Source organism: Neolewinella agarilytica (genome assembly GCF_900110645.1).
Classification (GTDB): domain Bacteria; phylum Bacteroidota; class Bacteroidia; order Chitinophagales; family Saprospiraceae; genus Neolewinella; species Neolewinella agarilytica.
The window spans coordinates 25,369-41,917 of sequence record NZ_FOFB01000015.1; the positions used below are offsets into that span (position 1 = coordinate 25,369).

At 53.9% G+C, this 16,549-nt stretch carries 13 protein-coding genes; 9 read left to right on the top strand and 4 right to left on the bottom strand.

Features of this window, described 5'->3' with window-relative positions; translation table 11 throughout:
- Nucleotides 1–491 precede the first annotated feature (491 nt).
- The 6 genes from BM123_RS13905 (at nucleotide 492) to BM123_RS13930 (ending at nucleotide 8,766) form a co-directional block, all read left to right on the top strand.
- The gene (locus BM123_RS13905) at nucleotides 492–1,571 is read left to right on the top strand and encodes an IS110 family RNA-guided transposase (RefSeq protein ID WP_090169559.1); all 1,080 of its coding nucleotides are present in this window, start codon (nucleotides 492–494) and stop codon (nucleotides 1,569–1,571) included.
- 189 nt (nucleotides 1,572–1,760) lie between these two features.
- The gene (locus BM123_RS13910) at nucleotides 1,761–2,948 is read left to right on the top strand and encodes an RHS repeat domain-containing protein (protein ID WP_090169561.1); all 1,188 of its coding nucleotides are present in this window, start codon (nucleotides 1,761–1,763) and stop codon (nucleotides 2,946–2,948) included.
- Complete coding sequence (locus tag BM123_RS13915; RefSeq protein ID WP_090169562.1) at nucleotides 2,938–3,411, top strand: hypothetical protein; 474 nt, start codon at nucleotides 2,938–2,940, stop codon at nucleotides 3,409–3,411. Before BM123_RS13910 ends, BM123_RS13915 begins: the two co-directional genes overlap by 11 nt.
- A 93-nt stretch (nucleotides 3,412–3,504) precedes the next feature.
- Entirely contained in the window at nucleotides 3,505–4,686 is a 1,182-nt protein-coding gene (locus tag BM123_RS13920) for a hypothetical protein (protein ID WP_090169564.1), read from the top strand.
- Nucleotides 4,687–4,953: 267 nt separating this feature from the next.
- A complete protein-coding gene (locus BM123_RS13925) occupies nucleotides 4,954–7,830 on the top strand; it encodes a M1 family metallopeptidase (RefSeq protein ID WP_090169565.1) in 2,877 nt (958 codons plus the stop codon).
- Nucleotides 7,831–8,262: 432 nt separating this feature from the next.
- Entirely contained in the window at nucleotides 8,263–8,766 is a 504-nt protein-coding gene (locus BM123_RS13930) for a hypothetical protein (RefSeq protein ID WP_090169567.1), read from the top strand.
- Nucleotides 8,767–8,848: 82 nt separating this feature from the next.
- On the opposite strand, the gene BM123_RS13935 is transcribed toward BM123_RS13930, so the two are convergent.
- Nucleotides 8,849–9,385 (bottom strand): hypothetical protein, encoded by a 537-nt coding sequence (locus BM123_RS13935; protein ID WP_090169570.1) that lies wholly within the window; start codon nucleotides 9,383–9,385, stop codon nucleotides 8,849–8,851.
- A gap of 123 nt (nucleotides 9,386–9,508) precedes the next feature.
- On the opposite strand from BM123_RS13935, the gene BM123_RS13940 reads away from it, so the two are divergent.
- Nucleotides 9,509–10,147, top strand: coding sequence for a VOC family protein (locus tag BM123_RS13940; protein ID WP_090169571.1), 639 nt, complete (start codon nucleotides 9,509–9,511; stop codon nucleotides 10,145–10,147).
- 134 nt (nucleotides 10,148–10,281) lie between these two features.
- Here the strand turns inward: BM123_RS13940 and BM123_RS13945 are convergent, their stop codons facing one another.
- The 3 genes from BM123_RS13945 to BM123_RS13955 all read right to left on the bottom strand — a co-directional run bounded on the left by BM123_RS13945 (nucleotide 10,282) and on the right by BM123_RS13955 (nucleotide 14,638).
- Nucleotides 10,282–10,944: a hypothetical protein gene (locus BM123_RS13945; RefSeq protein WP_090169573.1), complete on the bottom strand. Its 663-nt coding sequence runs from the start codon at nucleotides 10,942–10,944 to the stop codon at nucleotides 10,282–10,284.
- A gap of 141 nt (nucleotides 10,945–11,085) precedes the next feature.
- Nucleotides 11,086–11,823, bottom strand: a complete 738-nt coding sequence (locus BM123_RS13950; RefSeq protein ID WP_090169574.1) for a LytR/AlgR family response regulator transcription factor — start codon at nucleotides 11,821–11,823, stop codon at nucleotides 11,086–11,088.
- 169 nt (nucleotides 11,824–11,992) lie between these two features.
- A complete protein-coding gene (locus BM123_RS13955; RefSeq protein WP_175489390.1) occupies nucleotides 11,993–14,638 on the bottom strand; it encodes a sensor histidine kinase in 2,646 nt (881 codons plus the stop codon).
- 215 nt (nucleotides 14,639–14,853) lie between these two features.
- On the opposite strand from BM123_RS13955, the gene BM123_RS13960 reads away from it, so the two are divergent.
- Entirely contained in the window at nucleotides 14,854–15,714 is an 861-nt protein-coding gene (locus BM123_RS13960) for a tetratricopeptide repeat protein (protein ID WP_090169577.1), read from the top strand.
- 172 nt (nucleotides 15,715–15,886) lie between these two features.
- Nucleotides 15,887–16,417 carry a hypothetical protein gene (locus tag BM123_RS13965; RefSeq protein WP_090169579.1) on the top strand — a complete coding sequence of 177 codons (531 nt, stop codon included), beginning with the start codon at nucleotides 15,887–15,889 and terminating at the stop codon, nucleotides 16,415–16,417.
- Nucleotides 16,418–16,549 lie beyond the last annotated feature (132 nt).

Below are 16,549 nucleotides of genomic sequence, written 5' to 3' on the forward strand. Positions count from 1 at the left end.
TCACTTTTATATCTAGGGAACGGATGTTTTGGATCAAAGTGTATGCTAAAGACCGCTGAGACCAGGGTTTGGTTGGGTGGGTTAACGGTTATTAACGTTGGTTAACGGGGGGCAGGCCTTGTAGTTGGCTTTGCGCGATGGGGCTGCGTGTGCGCTTGCCAAGCGCGATGGGCTCCCGCGTCGGCTGCGCCGACTTGGTCGGTCATCGCTACGGGGAGACGCCCCTTGTATGTTTGTATCAGGATCATTATTCATCGTTAGCTACGACTAAAATAACGATCTTACTTTTAGCTGAATGCAGGTCGAACGTCCCTTAGACGATCTTTCAGGACCAGTCACTCCCGGAGTTCTACCGCTTCAGTTAGAAGGCTTTTAGAGTCACGATAGCACTTAATCCAGTAGTCATTTTCGCTGCTAGGAACGATAAAGCTACAAGGGAAGACGACGGAAGTTCTTTGTCTATTGTTTCACCATTTGACCTTCACCATACAATGACAAATTCTAACATAATCGCCTACTGTGTCGGTGTAGACATCTCATCGGAGAGCTTTGATGCTTGCCTGCAAAAAGTCTACGATAATCGTACCCTTGAAATGGTAGCCACTAAGCAGTTTAAAAATACACTAACTGGCAGCAAAGCATTTGCTGAATGGCTATCGACCAAAGGGGCCCTTAAAGAGTTAGTCCATGTGGGCATGGAAGCCACTGGCCGATACTATGAACCACTCGCTTACTTTCTTTTTGAGCAAGGCTATACGCTCAGCGTCATTCTTGCCAATAAGATTAAGTACTTCGCCCGTAGCCTCAATGAGTTCTCTAAGACGGATGCCATTGACGCTAAAATCATTGCTAGCTACGTCTCTCGTCATGTTCCTATCGCTTGGGCACCAATGAGTCCACTAATGCGCCAACTACGAGAGTTATCTCGTGAGCGCGAGGCACTTACGAAAACTTGCACGATGTCCAAAAATCGCTTAAAGGCGCTTCGGGCAGGTCATAAGCCACTAAAAGTTACCATCAAGCGGCTTGAAAAACAGGTACGCTTTTTACAAAAACAGATCAAGGAAATTGAGCTTGAAATGGACCTGCTACGAGAACAAGACAAGACGCTTGGTGAAAGGTATGAGCTACTAGTCTCTATTCCTTACATAGGCAAGATAACGGCCTATGTAATCATGGCTGAAACTGACTGTTTTCACCTGTTTGAAAATCGCAACCAGCTAATCAAGTATGCTGGCCTAGATATCATCCAAAATCAGTCCGGAACGTCAGTGAATGGGACCAGTCGAATCTCCAAACGGGGTAATGCACATCTACGGTCAGCGCCGTATCCAGGCCTGGGGTCAATATCGCGGGGTAAAAGCGTATTCGCTAAAACCTATACGAAAGCTATCGAAAAGGGGATGGAGAAAAAACAGGCCCGAACGGCCGTAATCCGCCAACTACTCCGTGTAGCCTTTGGTGTAGTTAAGTCCGGACAGCCCTATCAGGCCGAGATACACCGGAGCCGGACAACAAAAAAGATAGGCGAGCTCGAAGGCTCGCCTACGGTGACTGGCCTAGCAAGCTAAACCGTCTTCTTAAATCAAAGATAAAAACTTCCCGGAAGCCTTGGAAATTTACATAGCACCTCCGGGGCTGGCCTAATGAGCTAGTTACTGAAGTTTTCGTTGGGAGGTACTGGTACACAAAGTTGGCATACGCTACCTTTATTACAAAAAGTCACCAACATTCAAGATCAGAACGATAAACTAAGCAGAATGTACGTCGGAGCCCTGACCTTCGAAAAAAAGGATGACGAAGAGGAGTACACCCTCGAAGCTGCCAATACGGGCGATGGCCGCTTGGTTTTTGACGCAGAAAACGAAGAACTCTTTCCTGAATACTACCATAAGGACCACCTTGGAAACATCCGTCTGACCTTCACCGACCGAAACAAAGACAAAAAAGTAGAACTCCTTGGCCCAACGGCAGAAGTCGGACAAGTCATGGATTTCTACCCCTTTGGACTGCAGCAGAAAGGAGGCGGGGTGTTTGGGGATGTGGCAGGGACCAACTCCCGCGAAAACTACAACGGTAAAGAACTCATTGGAGAAGTTGGCCTGATCGATTATGGGGCGCGGTGGTATGATGCGGCTAGTGGGAGGTGGGGGCAGGTTGATCCGTTGGCTGACAAATACGTTCCCATTAGTTCATATTCTTATGTAGGCAACATGCCTGTAAACGCTCTTGACCCCGATGGAAAAAAAATAATCCTTATAAACCGTAGGTATACATCTCTAAGAAACATTGCCTTCATTTCTACTTTTCATGCTGGTAGAAGTCTGCTAAACAGACTTATTAGTTCAGAAAATAATTATAAAATAAGGGTAACGAATACGACATCAAATACTCATTATTACGATAGAGCAGAATGGAATTGGTCAACGTTTTCAACTATCCCTGCTCGATCCGTTTTAGCTGTTGGCACTTCTTGGTATTCCTCTATAGAAAAAGGGTCTAGAAAAAGCCAATATATCTTGTATCATGAGCTCGGACACGCTTGGCAGCACGAAACTGGAGAAAGAATTCGGGACCATAAAGAAATGGAACTTTCAAATGTACCAAGGGTTAACTTCATGCGCGCAATTTATGGTGAATCAAAGATGAGAACATCATACGCAAAATACGGTCTCAAGTTTAAAAAAGCGCCAAGTTTTTACAATTCCGCAGGATTGAAGGTTAGTGATTTCACAGAGCTTGACTATGTAGATACTGAACGTGGCCAAGTATTTGGATTCTCCTACAACTATACGAATAAAGATGGCACTGTAGAAAAACGATTTGGAGCTGTAACTTCTAGTCAAAATGGAGAAGTAGCGATTAAAGGACATGTACAGTTAAACAATCGAGAAGCATACGATCTTCTTATTAATCTTATTCGCAACTACAAGTCTAATGAAAATTAAATCGGAAAGAATAACACTCATCTCTCTTCTTATTTATTTAGTTGTTGACACAATCCATTTCACCATGTTTAGATATGGTTTTAATGGCACGATGAACTATATAAGTGAGGCAAGCTATGAAAGCTACGGAATAACGTTATTCAAGTGGATAATCATTCTTGCTTCGTCACTTATACTTTGGAAAGGCGATGTGGGGCAAAAAACACTTTTCACAACTTATTATCCTATTATAATATTCTATCTTTTCTTCGCCAAAGGAAAATGGTCAATCATATTGTCTGGCAATCCGCTCTTCATAATCAACTGGCTTGAAATTATTGGCATAATTACTTTCACAAAACTACTCTTTGGCTGGGGACAGCCAGATCAGCCATTAAAATCTGATATCATTACAGGAACGTTTATAGGTTTAATCCTGTGTTTCATTGCGAGTAAAATTCCAGCAGTTCAAATTATAAATTAGTCGCAAATGTAGAAGTTCCATTAAAGATTAACTTTATCACCTTCAACGCAACCAATTAATCTCTCTAATCAATTAAAATCCGCCTTCATTACAATGAAGACACCCTACATTATATTTTTCCTCCTCTCCCTCCCCCTCCAGGCCCAAATAAAAAACTTCCAGCCTGGCTACTACTATCAGCAGGCTGGAGACAGCATCCGGGCTGCCATCAGCCAGGAGGGAAGCGACTACTTAAGCGTTCAGGTACGTGAAGACGACGGCAACATTCAAGCCTTATCTACCACAGACATCCAGGGCTTCGGCTTTCCGGAGCAGGGTATTCACTACCGCAAGATCACCCATACCTTCACCTCCGCCGAAGGGGAAGAGATGATGGTGCCACGCTTTGCGTTAGTCTTAGTCGATGGTGAAAACACACTTTTCCGGGTAGAGCTACGGGGCAACGAATATTTTCAGGCCCTTTCTGATGTAAAAAACTATGTGTACTACTTCCAGCGACCATCGGGGCAACTCTACAAGCTGGAACGAGTGGAAGAACAACTTACGCAGTCTCGCTTCCGGGTACAGGAAAAGTACCGGGGCGGGCTGCGTTACCTGATGGCAGACTGGCCGGAAGTCAATAAGCGGGTCGAAAAGCTGAAATTTCGGGACGAGGACTTATCCGGACTCGTTACGGACTACAACCTTTTCCTGAACCCAGCCGGCAGCAATGTCGTATTGAACACTAGCGACAAGAGGAAGATATGGCACCAGCTCTCCCTAAGCGGTTCTCCACGGAGTTTCAACGTTATCGGTAATAACTCATTAGGTAGCACCTTTACCGGAGACTACTCCTTACGCTTTCAAAATGTACTCCAATCCAACTCCCTGACCATGGGGGCGGGGCTCGGAGTATTGTTGCTGACACCCCTTGATGACGAGGGGCAAAACGAATGGTTGCTACGGGTTCCCCTGGAAGCCGCGTTTCTGCTTACCCATAAAAGCAAATTACGCCCGACCCTAAGCCTTTTCATCATCCCTACGTACGGGCAGGAAGAAAAAACCTTTACCACCCGGCTGAATAACGATGGGAATGAAACATCCACCCGCACCGTTTCCTATACTGAAGGGATACTGTTTGGGATGGCGGGGCCTGGTTTGTCTGTCTCACTGGGGCCGGTGGGGATTAACCTTAGAGTGGAACACCCCTTACTCGGAGCAGACTTTTTCAATTTAAGTGCTGTACCCACTTATACTTTTTTGGGGCTTAGTTATGAATTGGGCAGGAAGGATTGAGTTGGAATCTTGCGATGGGCTACGCCCCACGATGGGGCTATGCGCGCGATGGGCTCCCGCGTCGGCTGCGCCGACTTGGTCGGCCATCGCTACCGAAAGACGCCCCATCCGGGGCTGATGGGGTGGAGGCCGGGTGGAGAAGGACCGGAGGTCCGCCTCTCGTAGCATCGGGGCTTGCCCCGATGTTTTCGTTATCCGTACGATCCGGTATTACCGTTTCCCCATATCCCCCCCAAACCCGACCTTAGCGCCAAAGCCTTCCGATCCATGCGCGTGCTCCTAGTCCTGCTTTCTTTTTTAATCGTCCATCAAAGCCTGCTGGCGCAGAGCTACTTCCAGCAGGAAGTCCACTACGACATTGAAGCCCGGCTCGACGACGACAAGCACGAACTTCACGCCCACCTGCGGCTGACGTACAAAAACAATTCAACTGACGTGCTGGACAGCATCGCCTTCCACCTCTGGCCCCGGGCCTATGCGGAAGACGAGAGTGCTTTTGCCCGGCAGCAACTGCGCAATGGCAGCACGCGCTTTCACTATGCCGATAAGAAATACCGGGGCACGCTGGACAGCTTGAACTTCAAGGTGGATGGTTATGACGCCAGCCATCAGTTTGCGGCAACGGACATTACCTGGCTCCGCCTGCCGAAGGGCCTGCAACCGGGTGACGAGGTGGTGATCGAGACGCCCTTCCGGGTAAAAATCCCGGCCAGCTTCTCGCGGTTGGGCCACGTAGGCCAGTCGTATCAGATGACGCAGTGGTACCCTAAGCCGGCCGTTTATGACCAGGACGGCTGGCACCCGATGCCCTATCTCGACCAGGGGGAATTTTACAGCGAGTTTGGTAGTTTCCAGGTGCAACTGACCCTGCCGAAGAACTATGTAGTGGGCGCTACCGGCACACTGCGGGAAGCGGAAGAACGCGACTGGCTACTGGAAAAGGCGGAAACAGACCGGGCGGCACTGGCGGCCCGCGACGACCTTTCCAATGGTTACGTACGGGAGCCCTTTCCAGCCTCGGCGGCGGAGAAGAAGACCATTACCTACGTGGCGGAGCGGGTGCATGACTTTGCCTGGTTTGCGGATAAACGGTTCAAGGTGCTGTATGACACCCTCAATGTGGCGCGCACGCAGGTGCAGAGTGAGGTAAAGGAGCAAGGGCCGATCGACGTCTGGGCAATGTTCACCGAAACGGAAGCGGGCTTGTGGAAAGACGCCACGGACTACCTGAAACGGGCCACCCGTTTTTACTCGGACCACGTTGGTGTTTATCCTTACCCGCAGGTGACGGGTTTGCAGTCGGCGCTCAGCGCCGGCGGCGGCATGGAATACCCGATGATTACCGTCATCGGTCGCAACGGCTCCGCCGCTGATCTGGACGAAGTCCTTACCCATGAGGTCGGCCATAACTGGTTCTACGGCATCCTGGGCAGCAACGAAAGGGATCACCCCTGGATGGACGAAGGCCTCAACAGCTACTACGAAAAACGGTACATGGACACCTACTATCCGGATAGGGAGCTGCTCTATCCCGTCGTCGGAAACGTAGACTATAACCGTCTCGGCTACCACTACACCGCCCGACAGGGAAAGGACCAGGCACCGGACACCCGTTCCGACAGCCTCTCCCAGATGAACTACTGGATCGAAGCCTACAGCAAACCCACCCTGGCGCTGACGGAGTTGGAACAATACGTTGGCACAGACCAGCTGGACGCTGCGATGCAGGCTTACTACCGCGACTGGGCCTTCCGCCACCCCGGGCCGGAAGATTTCTTCCGGACGATGGACGATAACCTGCGCGAAGAACTCTCCCCCTGGTTCGCCGAAGGGTTTATGACGACGAAAACGACGGACTGGAATGGGAAGGACGGCACGGCTGTCTCTGGTCCTCGCCTTGCACCTGCGTCCGCGCCCAATAGCCCGCTGGATTTATGGTCCGGCGGTATCCGAAAACTGAGTCTTGGCTTCGGCACACAACAAGACGATCCGCAGCGAACCCAACTCTTCGCCCTTCCGCTGGCCGGCTACAACACCCACGACGGCATTCTGCTCGGTGCCGCCCTCCACAACCGCACCCTGGAGCCCCGTCGTTTCGAGTGGATGCTGGCCCCGATGTACGGTTTTGGCAGCGGAACGCTGGCCGGTTTTGCCGGTGGCCGCTACCGCATTCCCCGCCCGATGGCCGGGGTGCAACAGGCCCTCATCAGTCTGGGCACCCAAGGCTTCAGCGACTTCACGCTGCCGCAAACGGAGGAAGCCTACGCCTACGCCCGCACCGCCCTGAAGGGAGAGCTGGTATTCGACCATCCGCCCATCACTCAGCGCAAGAGCCGGCTGTCTCTTCAACTCATTCGGCTGAGCAAAGACCGCCCCCTTTTCGAGGGCTCCCCCATTCCGGTCGGCGAGCAGGAGGAAACCAATCACTTCCTCCGCCTCGGCTACGAGCGGGAGCTGGCGCGGGAGCTCAACCCCTTGGCTTACAAAATCTCTCTGGAGTATAAAGACCGGGACGACCTGCGCTCCGAAGCCTTCGAGGCCCGCCACCTCCGCCTGGAAGGCGAGCTCACCGGCGGCTACCAATACGAGCGCAGCCGCTTCCTCCGCTGGCGCCTCTACGGCGGTACCTTTCTCAGCAATTCCCTGAGCGAGAGCGCCGCCCGACTGCCCAGCGGCTTCTCCCTTGTCGACAATGCCAACAGCGATTACCGCTACGACGACCTCTACTTCGGTCGCCGCGCTGACGGCTGGCACGAGCAGCAATTGAGCCGCCGGCAGGGCGGCTTCCGCGCGCCCATCAGTCCGTCCCTCCCTTTCGGCACCAGCAATAAATACCTGACGGCCCTCAACCTGGACGCCGACTTACCCTTCCAGCCACTTGGGATTCCTTTCGGGGTGTTCCTGGATGCCGGCTACTACGGCTTCCGATCCACCAGCTCCGATCCCCTGAGCGGGGAGGTAAGCTGGGTGGGTGGTGTCTCCCTCAGCGTCCTGCAAGGACGCGCGGGGATCTACCTTCCCCTCGTCTCCGACCCCGACACCAAAATGCTCCTCGAACAGCGGGGCAGCCTGCTAAGCCGGATTTCTTTCCGGATCGATCTGGCGGGGGGGATGCCTTGGCGGTGGGTGGATGATGTTTTTTAGTCTTTTGGTTCTTTGGTTCTTTGGTCTTTTGGGGCTGCCGCACTTTGGAGGCGTCGCTGCGCGACTTTTTTCACGCAGAAGGGCGCGGAGGGAGGAGAGAACGCAGAGGGGAACATCCTATCTATCCTGCTTTAAATCCTAAAATCCAACTCCCCGGTCTTGAGGCTGCCGCATTTTGGAGGCGGGGGAGGCGCCACTGCGCGACTTTTTTCACGCAGAAGGGCGCGGAGGGAGGAGAGAACGCAGAGAGGGAAAACATCCTATATACTCTCCTAAACTCTCAAAAATTAAACTCTCTCTGTCTTTAGGCTGCCACACTTCGGAGACCTTGGGCTCCTGGTTTAAAAAGCGTGCGCCCTCACACTTTGCGACCTGTAAAATGCGGTAGCCCAAAAGACCAAAGAACCAAAATACTACTCTTATCTTCGCCCCATGACGCTACAAGACTTCTTCGACTACGCCCTCAACCACCCGGCCAACGTACTTTTCTATTTTGCGCTGATCCCCTTCGCCGCTTTGCTGGCGGGTTGGATGGAAAGCGAAGAAGGCCACCTTCCCCCGTGGAACTACCTCTACAGTACGCTGGTATACCTCGTAGCCGTGCCCGCTATTTTATCGATCGCTTATAACGTGTATAAGTGGCTGTTTGAACGGGCCAGCATTATGGATGCCAACCTCCTGCTCCAGATTCTCCCCATTGCCAGTATGCTACTGACCTTCTTCATTGTCAAAAAACAGGTTCGGATCGAATCGCTACCGGGTTTCAGCCGACTGGGCGGACTGGTGATGATGATCTCTTCCGTATTGGTAATTATGTGGTTTATCGACAGAGTCCGTATTGTAGCCTTTACCTACATGCCGATTCAGTACTTACTGATCATCTTCATTGTCCTGCTGATCTTCATTCGCTATGGCTGGAGACGGGTGGCAGGGTAGAAATCGCTATGCGAGGTCTTTAGACGGAAACAGAGCTGTGCTCGTTTTCGTGTAGACGGCCTAACGGCCTTTTAGATACTACCTATTCCTGATCAATCAGACGGAGGAAATCATTAAAAACTTCGCGGGCAGCGGGCAGCGCACTCTGGGGAAACGCATTCAGCGTATCCAGGCCGGAGACGATGCGCAGCTGGTGGCCCTGATATATATGATCCTGGAGCACTTTGATTTCGTCGACCGTTGGAGGAGTCGTTAAGGGGATAACTTGCCACTCATCGTCTGGGGATACTTCCATACGAAAAGGGCGGAACTGAGGTGAATCACTCTGCTGCAGGCGGGTTTCTAATAAAAGCTGGGCTCGATCTTCAATCCATCGGTCAACAATGGTGGGTATCAATGCGGCATCGGACGCCAGAATATCTTCGTGCCGATAGACGGTAAAGTTAGCCGGCAAGTCTTCGGCAGTGTAGTGCCGGGCGCGGGTGTTTTTGAAGAAAATCCGGTTCGGCGCTGGCACGTAATTTTCGCCACGGGCGGCCTTCCGGGCGGCGGTGTTGCCATCGCAAGCCGAAAAGAAGGGGAAAAGGAGTAAAAGGAACAGCGCTTGGATGTGTTTCATTGGTAAATAAATGTATTTGGGGGATATTGGTTTTGTACCGCCGACTTCAGTCGGCGGAATAAGAACCCACCGACTGACCGCCGAAAGCCTACGCGAAGCGCAGTCGGCGGTACAAACGCGCCCATGATAGATCATTTAGTATACCTCGTCCATGACCTCGATGAAGCCGCCGCCAAGCTGGGTAAGGCCCTCGGTGTAAGCTTTTCCCCCGGCGGCCGCCACCTCAATCGGGGAACCAAAAACGTGTTGCTACGGATTGGCCCGAAGACTTACTTCGAGCTGATGGCCGTTGACCCCGACAATCTGGAGTTCTCTGGCAATCGCTGGATGGGCGCGGATCATCTGCCTAAAGAGCTGCCCGGCAGGCTAAGCCGTTGGGGGCTACAAGTCAATGGAGCAGACCTTATAAGCAAGGCTAAACTCCTGGAAACACAAATTCCCGGTGCAGGCGCCATACAGCCCGGTAGCCGCCAACTCGACAGCGGCAAAACGCTGCGCTGGCAACTCACCGACCCCGGAACGGAAGCCGTTCGCACCCTACCCTTCCTGATCGACTGGTGTGGAGACCCTTCGCCTGCAGAGCGCTTGCCAGAGGTGGGTTGTCGTTTGCGCTTCTTTCGTGTCTCTGCTCCGAAGTCGAACTTGATTAGCACCCTTTGCAAAAGCACGCCTGAAGTAACCATTGCTACTTCTGAAAAAGAATTTCTCCGGGCTGAGTTAGTTGGACCGGCAGGCCAGGTGGTCCTTACCAATTACCGGTAAACAGGCAAAGCCAGCCCTGGAAGGGCGTTTGATGTAGCGATGGTTGACCGAGTCGGCAAAGCCGACGAGGGAGCCCATCGTACTTAATTAGCCATTCTTTCGCGATAATGGGCAAAGAGCGTAAATCAGGGAATCTACAGGCTCCGTCGCACCAGTTCCAGCGTTGCCAGGCTCATCAGCAGTTGTTCCTCCTTTTCGTTGAGGTCATCGGGGATGAACTCGAAGGCGCGCTGGCTCAGCGGATCGGTCTTGCTGGTGGGCGAGGTGGTGATGGAGCCTACTTTCCGGTTGCCGACACTGATGGGCAGGTAATTCTCTTCGGCTTCGGCGGCGATTTGGGCGATAGGTTTGCCGGTGCGGGCGCCGAGCAGCGCGCCGTTGGAAAGTGTCCCTACGGGTTGATCATCGATTTCCAGGGTGGTCTTTCCGTTTTCGGTCCAGTAGACGTAATCGTGCTCCGCCGTGCGGGCGTAGAGCAACTCGTTGACCTGCTTACCGAGGTAGCGGCGGTAGCTGTAACTCACCACCGGCTCGTGAAAAATGGTGGTAAAGGTGCCTTTAGCGGTAGCGCCCGCTCCGGTTTTCACGACTTGCTTGTCCTGCGCCAGGCTGAACAGGTCCAGCTCTTCTTTATTCAGCGGCACGAGGTCAGCACTCCAGCTATCCATCTCTTCTTTGAGTTCGCGGACGGCGCGGGCACGCTGCTTTTTACCGGGCATGCGGTTGCTGCTCCACATTTTGAAAATGGTCAACAGAGCGACGAGCAATAAAACGCTGATGATGGTCAATGGAATCATGGGGAAATCTTGGAACCTAAAGGTAGGAAGAGTACGCTTGGGTGGCGGGCTTGGTTCGGCACTTCGTCGATTGGTCGGGCGGTTTTGTCTTTTGGGGCGCGGCCGCAGGTGCGGTGTGAGGGGATGAGGAGCAAAGTTTTCTTAGCGCAATAACTCCACCACCTCCGCCCGTTTCCGGCTGGCGACGGGCACTTCATCGCCGTTGCTCAGGCGGAGGTAGCCGGAGTCTACCTTTTTAAACTCCACGACGTGGCGAAGATTGACGAGGTGAGACTGGTGTACCCGAATGAAGTGATGCTCGTTCAGCAACCGCTCGTAGTGCTTGAGGGTTTTGGTGACGAAGACCGGTTTCTCGCCCTGCAGAAAAAAGCGGGTGTTATTGGAATCCGACTCGCAGCGGATGATGTCTTTGATCGTCGCTACAACGATGTTTTCAGAGGTATGGAGGCTGATTCTCTCGGGTAGATCATCGGGGTGGCGAATGGTATTCTTGAGCAGGTCAATACTTTCGGGGTGAGCCTGCCCCCGGCGCTCGATGGCGCGGTCAACGGCCGCGCGCAGCAGTTCACTTTCTACTGGTTTAAGCAGGTAATCCACTGCCGCGAAGCGGAAGGCCCGTACGGCAAATTCGTCGGAGGCCGTCACAAAAATCAGCTCTGAGCTCAGATCAGGCACGATCTCCAGGATATCAAAGCTGGTACCGTCCCCGAGCATGATGTCGAGAAAAAGTATGTCGGGTTTCTCCGAGCGCAGCAACTTGGCGGCGGAGACGACGCTGTCAGCCGTACCGATAATCTCTACTTCCGGGCAGTGCGCGGCCAGGTCAGCTTTGAGGGCGGCCAGGGCCTGGGGCATGTCTTCGATGATGATGGCGGTCATGGTTGGTCATTTGGTTCTTTGGGCTACCGCGAGGGGTAGTCTGGCAGGCTGCCGCATTTCAGAGGTGTGATAGGCGGCCGCGAGAGGTAGTTTTGGCCAAGATAACACCTACCCTACATTGCCGCCTACAAAATGCGGCAGCCTACCAGACAACAAGACTAATCCCTCCTTACCAGGTCTCCACCGGGATCGTCAGGTCAACCACCGTACCGCCCTCCGGGCGGTCACTGATGCTGAGCTTCCCCTTCATGGCTTCCACCCGGGCGCGGGTAACTTCGAGCGCTACGGACTTATGCCCGGGGGCACGAGACTTCCTCAGCGCGGCGGCCGCCTGGCGGCCGATGCCGTTGTCTTCCACCAAACATTGCATCCTGCGGCCGCGCATGATGAACCGTACGTCGATGTGACCTCCCGTTTCTTTTCCGGAGAGTCCGTGCAGCACAGCATTTTCCACAAAAGGCTGCAAGAGCATGGGCGGCAAACTGATCTCCTCGGGGTCTTCCTCTCCGGGAGGGTGGATGGTAAACGTAAAAGAAAATGGCTGACAGAATTGCTCCATCCGCAGATAATCTTCGAGGGTTTTGATCTCGTCCGTAAGCGGAATACTGGCCTGCCGGCTGTTGTTCAGAATGCCGCGCATCAGCCCGGCAAAACGACTGATCTGATCGCGCGCTTCGGCGTCATGATGGCCGTCTACCAGTCCGCGGATGCCATTGAGGGCGTTAAAGATGAAGTGCGGGTTCATCTGCAACTGCAGTGCTTTGCGTTCCAGTTCCAGCACCTCGTTGCGGGCTTCCAATTGCTTTCTTTTAGCGGCCTCCCGCGTTTGGACCCTACGATAGAAGGCGTAAAAGCCGCCGATCAAAAATATGGCACCCAACAAACTCACCAGCCCCAGAAACCAGGTAGATCTCCAGAGCGGGCTCTCGATCACGAAGGTATATTCCACTGGCTCGCCCCAGGTCTTTCCGCCGTCGGTGGTGGCCGCGACGGCGAAGTCATAGCGACCGCTCGGAAGGCCAGCGTAGCGTACTGAAGACTCATCCGAAGGCGGCGACCAATCCCCTTCTCCGCCTCCCAGTCTCCAGCGGTAACGGATGCGTTCTGGATAAGTCAGATCAATGGCCCGGAAGCGAAAGTTGAGGTGGTTATTGCTGGCGGAGAAATGAGGAACGCCATTTTCCAGCCGGTAATCTGCCGTATCCAGCGGTTTATAGAACAGATTGATGCTCTCCAGAAAAGTAGGTGGCGGCTCCAGGTAGTCCCCCGGGGTATCATCCTCGTAGCGGACGAGTCCGTTCATCGTACCAAACCAGATGTTCTCTTGCGCATCGATCAGGGAAGCAGCAGTTGTTTCTCCACCCAGAAAGCCTTCCGACCGACCGTAGTGACGCAGGTAATCGGGCAGTCCATCCTTATTCAGGTACAAGCGGCTAACGCCCCGTTCGGTGCCAATCCAGAGTTCCGGCCGGTCAGGCGCCGCGGTCAGCTGAAAAATATTTGTCGATAAATCCCGGAAGAGTGGAGGCAGTGGAAAGAAGGTAGGATTGACTTGCCGCAAATCCGTGAAGTAAAGCCCGTAGCCCGCCACGGCCACCCACAACTGTGTATTCCGGCGCAGGGCCAGCGCTTTGACCGGTCCTGCGGGCAGACCATTGGCCGCGCCATAAGTCACTAGCTTTTCGCTGGTCGGGTTCCAGTGGAGTACCTTCCCTTCCTGAGTTCCCATCAACAGCCCACCCGCCGGGTGAGGAATAGCGTCGGAGAACTTCGACTCCGCTGCGCCATCCGGCAGGGTGAAGGTCGTCAGCTGAAAAGTGGAGTCTATTCGCTCAATGGAAGCGACGGCATCCCGATAGCTGACGGCCCATATTTTCCCGGCCTCCTTCTCCGGAAGCAATCGCATAATCCAGTCTTCCGGCAGGTCTTCCTGGCGGGTGATACGGTCTACCCGACCACTGTCACTGAGCACGACAATGCCCCGTCCATCCGTAGCGAAGTAAGTATCGCCGGCTTCATCCTGTACGATGGAGGTAATTTTTACGCCTTTCGTCGGGTCCTTCACCGTTGGCCGGTGGAAGCCCGTAGAGTCATAGTACTGCATTCCCTGGCGGGAAGCTCCGACCCAAAGGCGTCCGTTTTTTCCTTCGCAGAGGGCGTAAATTCTTTCCCCAAGCAGGCCGTCGTTGAGGTCGTAGTGGCTCATTCCCGTGGGGATCATCCGGCTGATGCCGCCACCGGAGGTGGCGATCCAGTGCCGGCCCTGCCGGTCGGTTAACAAGGCACGGATGGCATTCTGAGGCAAGCCGTCAGCTTCGGTATACTGTTTGAGGATGGTGGCTTTGCTATCCAGCAGGTAGAGACCGTTGTTGCGGGTACCGACGAGGCTGCGGCCGCCGGGGATTGACAAATAAGCCGTTACACTCTTCAGGGTATCGTTGGGCGGATCAACGACGATGGGCAATTCGGGCCGGCGATTTGTGGCGACAAAAACCTCCGCTCCTGATTTTAGCAACGCATTACCGGTGTTAGTAGCCACCAGCACGTTCCCTTCCTCGTCGATGGAAACGCCGTTGACGAAGTTGTCTCCCAGCCCGTCAGCAATGGTGTACACCCGAAAGGTTGCCCCGTCAAAGCGCGCAACGCCCCCGCCCCGGGTGCCTACCCAGAGGTAGCCGTGGGTGTCTTCGGCCAGGGCGGAGGCCTGGCTTTGGGGCAGCCCCTCGGCGACCGACCAGTTGAGGAAACCGAAGGGTTGGGCCGTGAGGGGAAGTGTCAGACTGAAGAACAGTGTGTATATAAGGAGGCGTAACACAGGGGAAAGATACGGTAGTCTGATGGTCTTGTGGTCTGGCAGGCTACCGCACTGAGGAGTCGTGGGAGGGCGTCGCTGCACGATTTTTTTTACGCAAAGCAACTCTGTGGTTAACCGAAGCTGCGTAGCAGTCCACCTCTCCATGCAACTTCCCAACGCCGCCATCGTTATCTTCGCCCTAAACAAACCGAACAGCATTGCCTGACGACCCATCGATGGATCCGAACTACATGGCCCTTTATGAGGAAGCCCTCCGCTACGATAAAGTAGGGGACGTGTATACGTCGGTCAAGCTGTTGAAGAAGATCATCCGTCTGGTGCCGGAGTGGCCGGAAGGTTTCATTGCGCTGGGGCACATCTATCATCGGCGGCGGGAGTGGAAACCCGCTTTTCACTATTTCAAGAAGGCCGTGGCGCTGGATGCTGATGACCGGGACTCCTGGTGGCACCTCGGCCTGGCGGCCGTAGGCCTTGGCCGAATGCGGGTAGCGCAGACGGTATGGAGTAAGTTTGGTTTCGAGCGGGTTCCGCTCGACCGGCCACTGGGCCTCGAGCTCAAGGGAGCCGACGGCTACGAAATCCTCTGGATGCAACCCCTGGATGCCAGTCGCGGCCGCATCCTCAGCATCCCTCACCCGGGCAGCGGAATGCGCTATCGGGACATGATGCTCTACGACCGGCGTAGCCGCCGGGGTACCAACGTCGTCGATCAGCGACGAATTCCCGTCTATCAGTCTCTGTCGCGAATAAAAAAATCACCCTATACTACCCACAGCTGCCTGCTGCATACCAGTAAATCCGCTGCCATCCAACAGCTGGAAAAGCTCTGCTTTGAAGCCGGCTTAGGTTTTGAGGTTTGGAGCAACGCCACCCGCACGACCCAACTCAACCGCAGCAACGCTACGGAAACGGAGAAAAAGAGCTTCCCGGAGTACTACAACGACCTCGTCCCCAGCCCCGACCATGGCACAACTCTGGTCGCCATCGCTGCCATCCACCCCGCAGAGGTGGAGCGGGTGCTGAACGATTGGCAGATTATTAGCCTGGAAGGATTTTCGGATTTGCGGGGGTATTGAGGCAGGTTGCAAGTTGCAAGTTGCAAGTTGCAGGTTGCAGGTTGGAGGTGCCACCCTGCACCCCGCACCCGGCATCCTGCAACCTGCAACCTATACCTCAACAAATTAACCGTTCCCTAACCAATTCCCACCGATCCCCGCCGTACCTTTGCAGCACAATTAAGTATTCGTCTTGAAAAAAGCGCTCCCTCTACTTTTTGGTTTATTGCTGCTGGCACTCTGTACGCTGGCGGTCAGCCAATACCAAACTGCCCGGAAGGGAGCTTTGCTGTATGCGGAATACTTCAGTCCCGTCCCTCCGGGCGGTTACGGGGCGCAGCGGGTGTTGACAGCTGTGGCTACCGATACGGACGCCTCCATTCTCCGGCAAGGGATTAGCGATCATCAGGAAGGGCGCTATGATTATGCGCTTACTGCTTTTCGGGCTTATCTGGAGAGTAACCCTGAGCCCGAAGAATACACCATCGAGTTACTCGCGGCGACTGCCGCCATGGCAAGTGGGGAATATGCCGAGGGGAGAATTTACCTGGAGGCGATGCCGAAAGAGGCCCCTGTGGCAAAAGCAGCTTTTGTCTACTACCAGGCCCTGTTGGAGCTCAGAAATGAAGAGCTCGAAGAAGCAGGCAAAAACCTGGAGCTCTTGAAAGGTCTGCAGGCTGGAGGGTTGTTCCCTGCAGCAGAAATCCTCGATGAATTGAAATAAGGCTTGGGGGGATAACCATTGGCTTCCCTACCCTCCGCGACCGACGAGCTCATCGGCCGAGCGTTATGACGAAGGAGTTTCGCTCCTCCGCCGAGTGGAGAAAGACTTGAGAGAGCCCAAATCGTCAGCTTA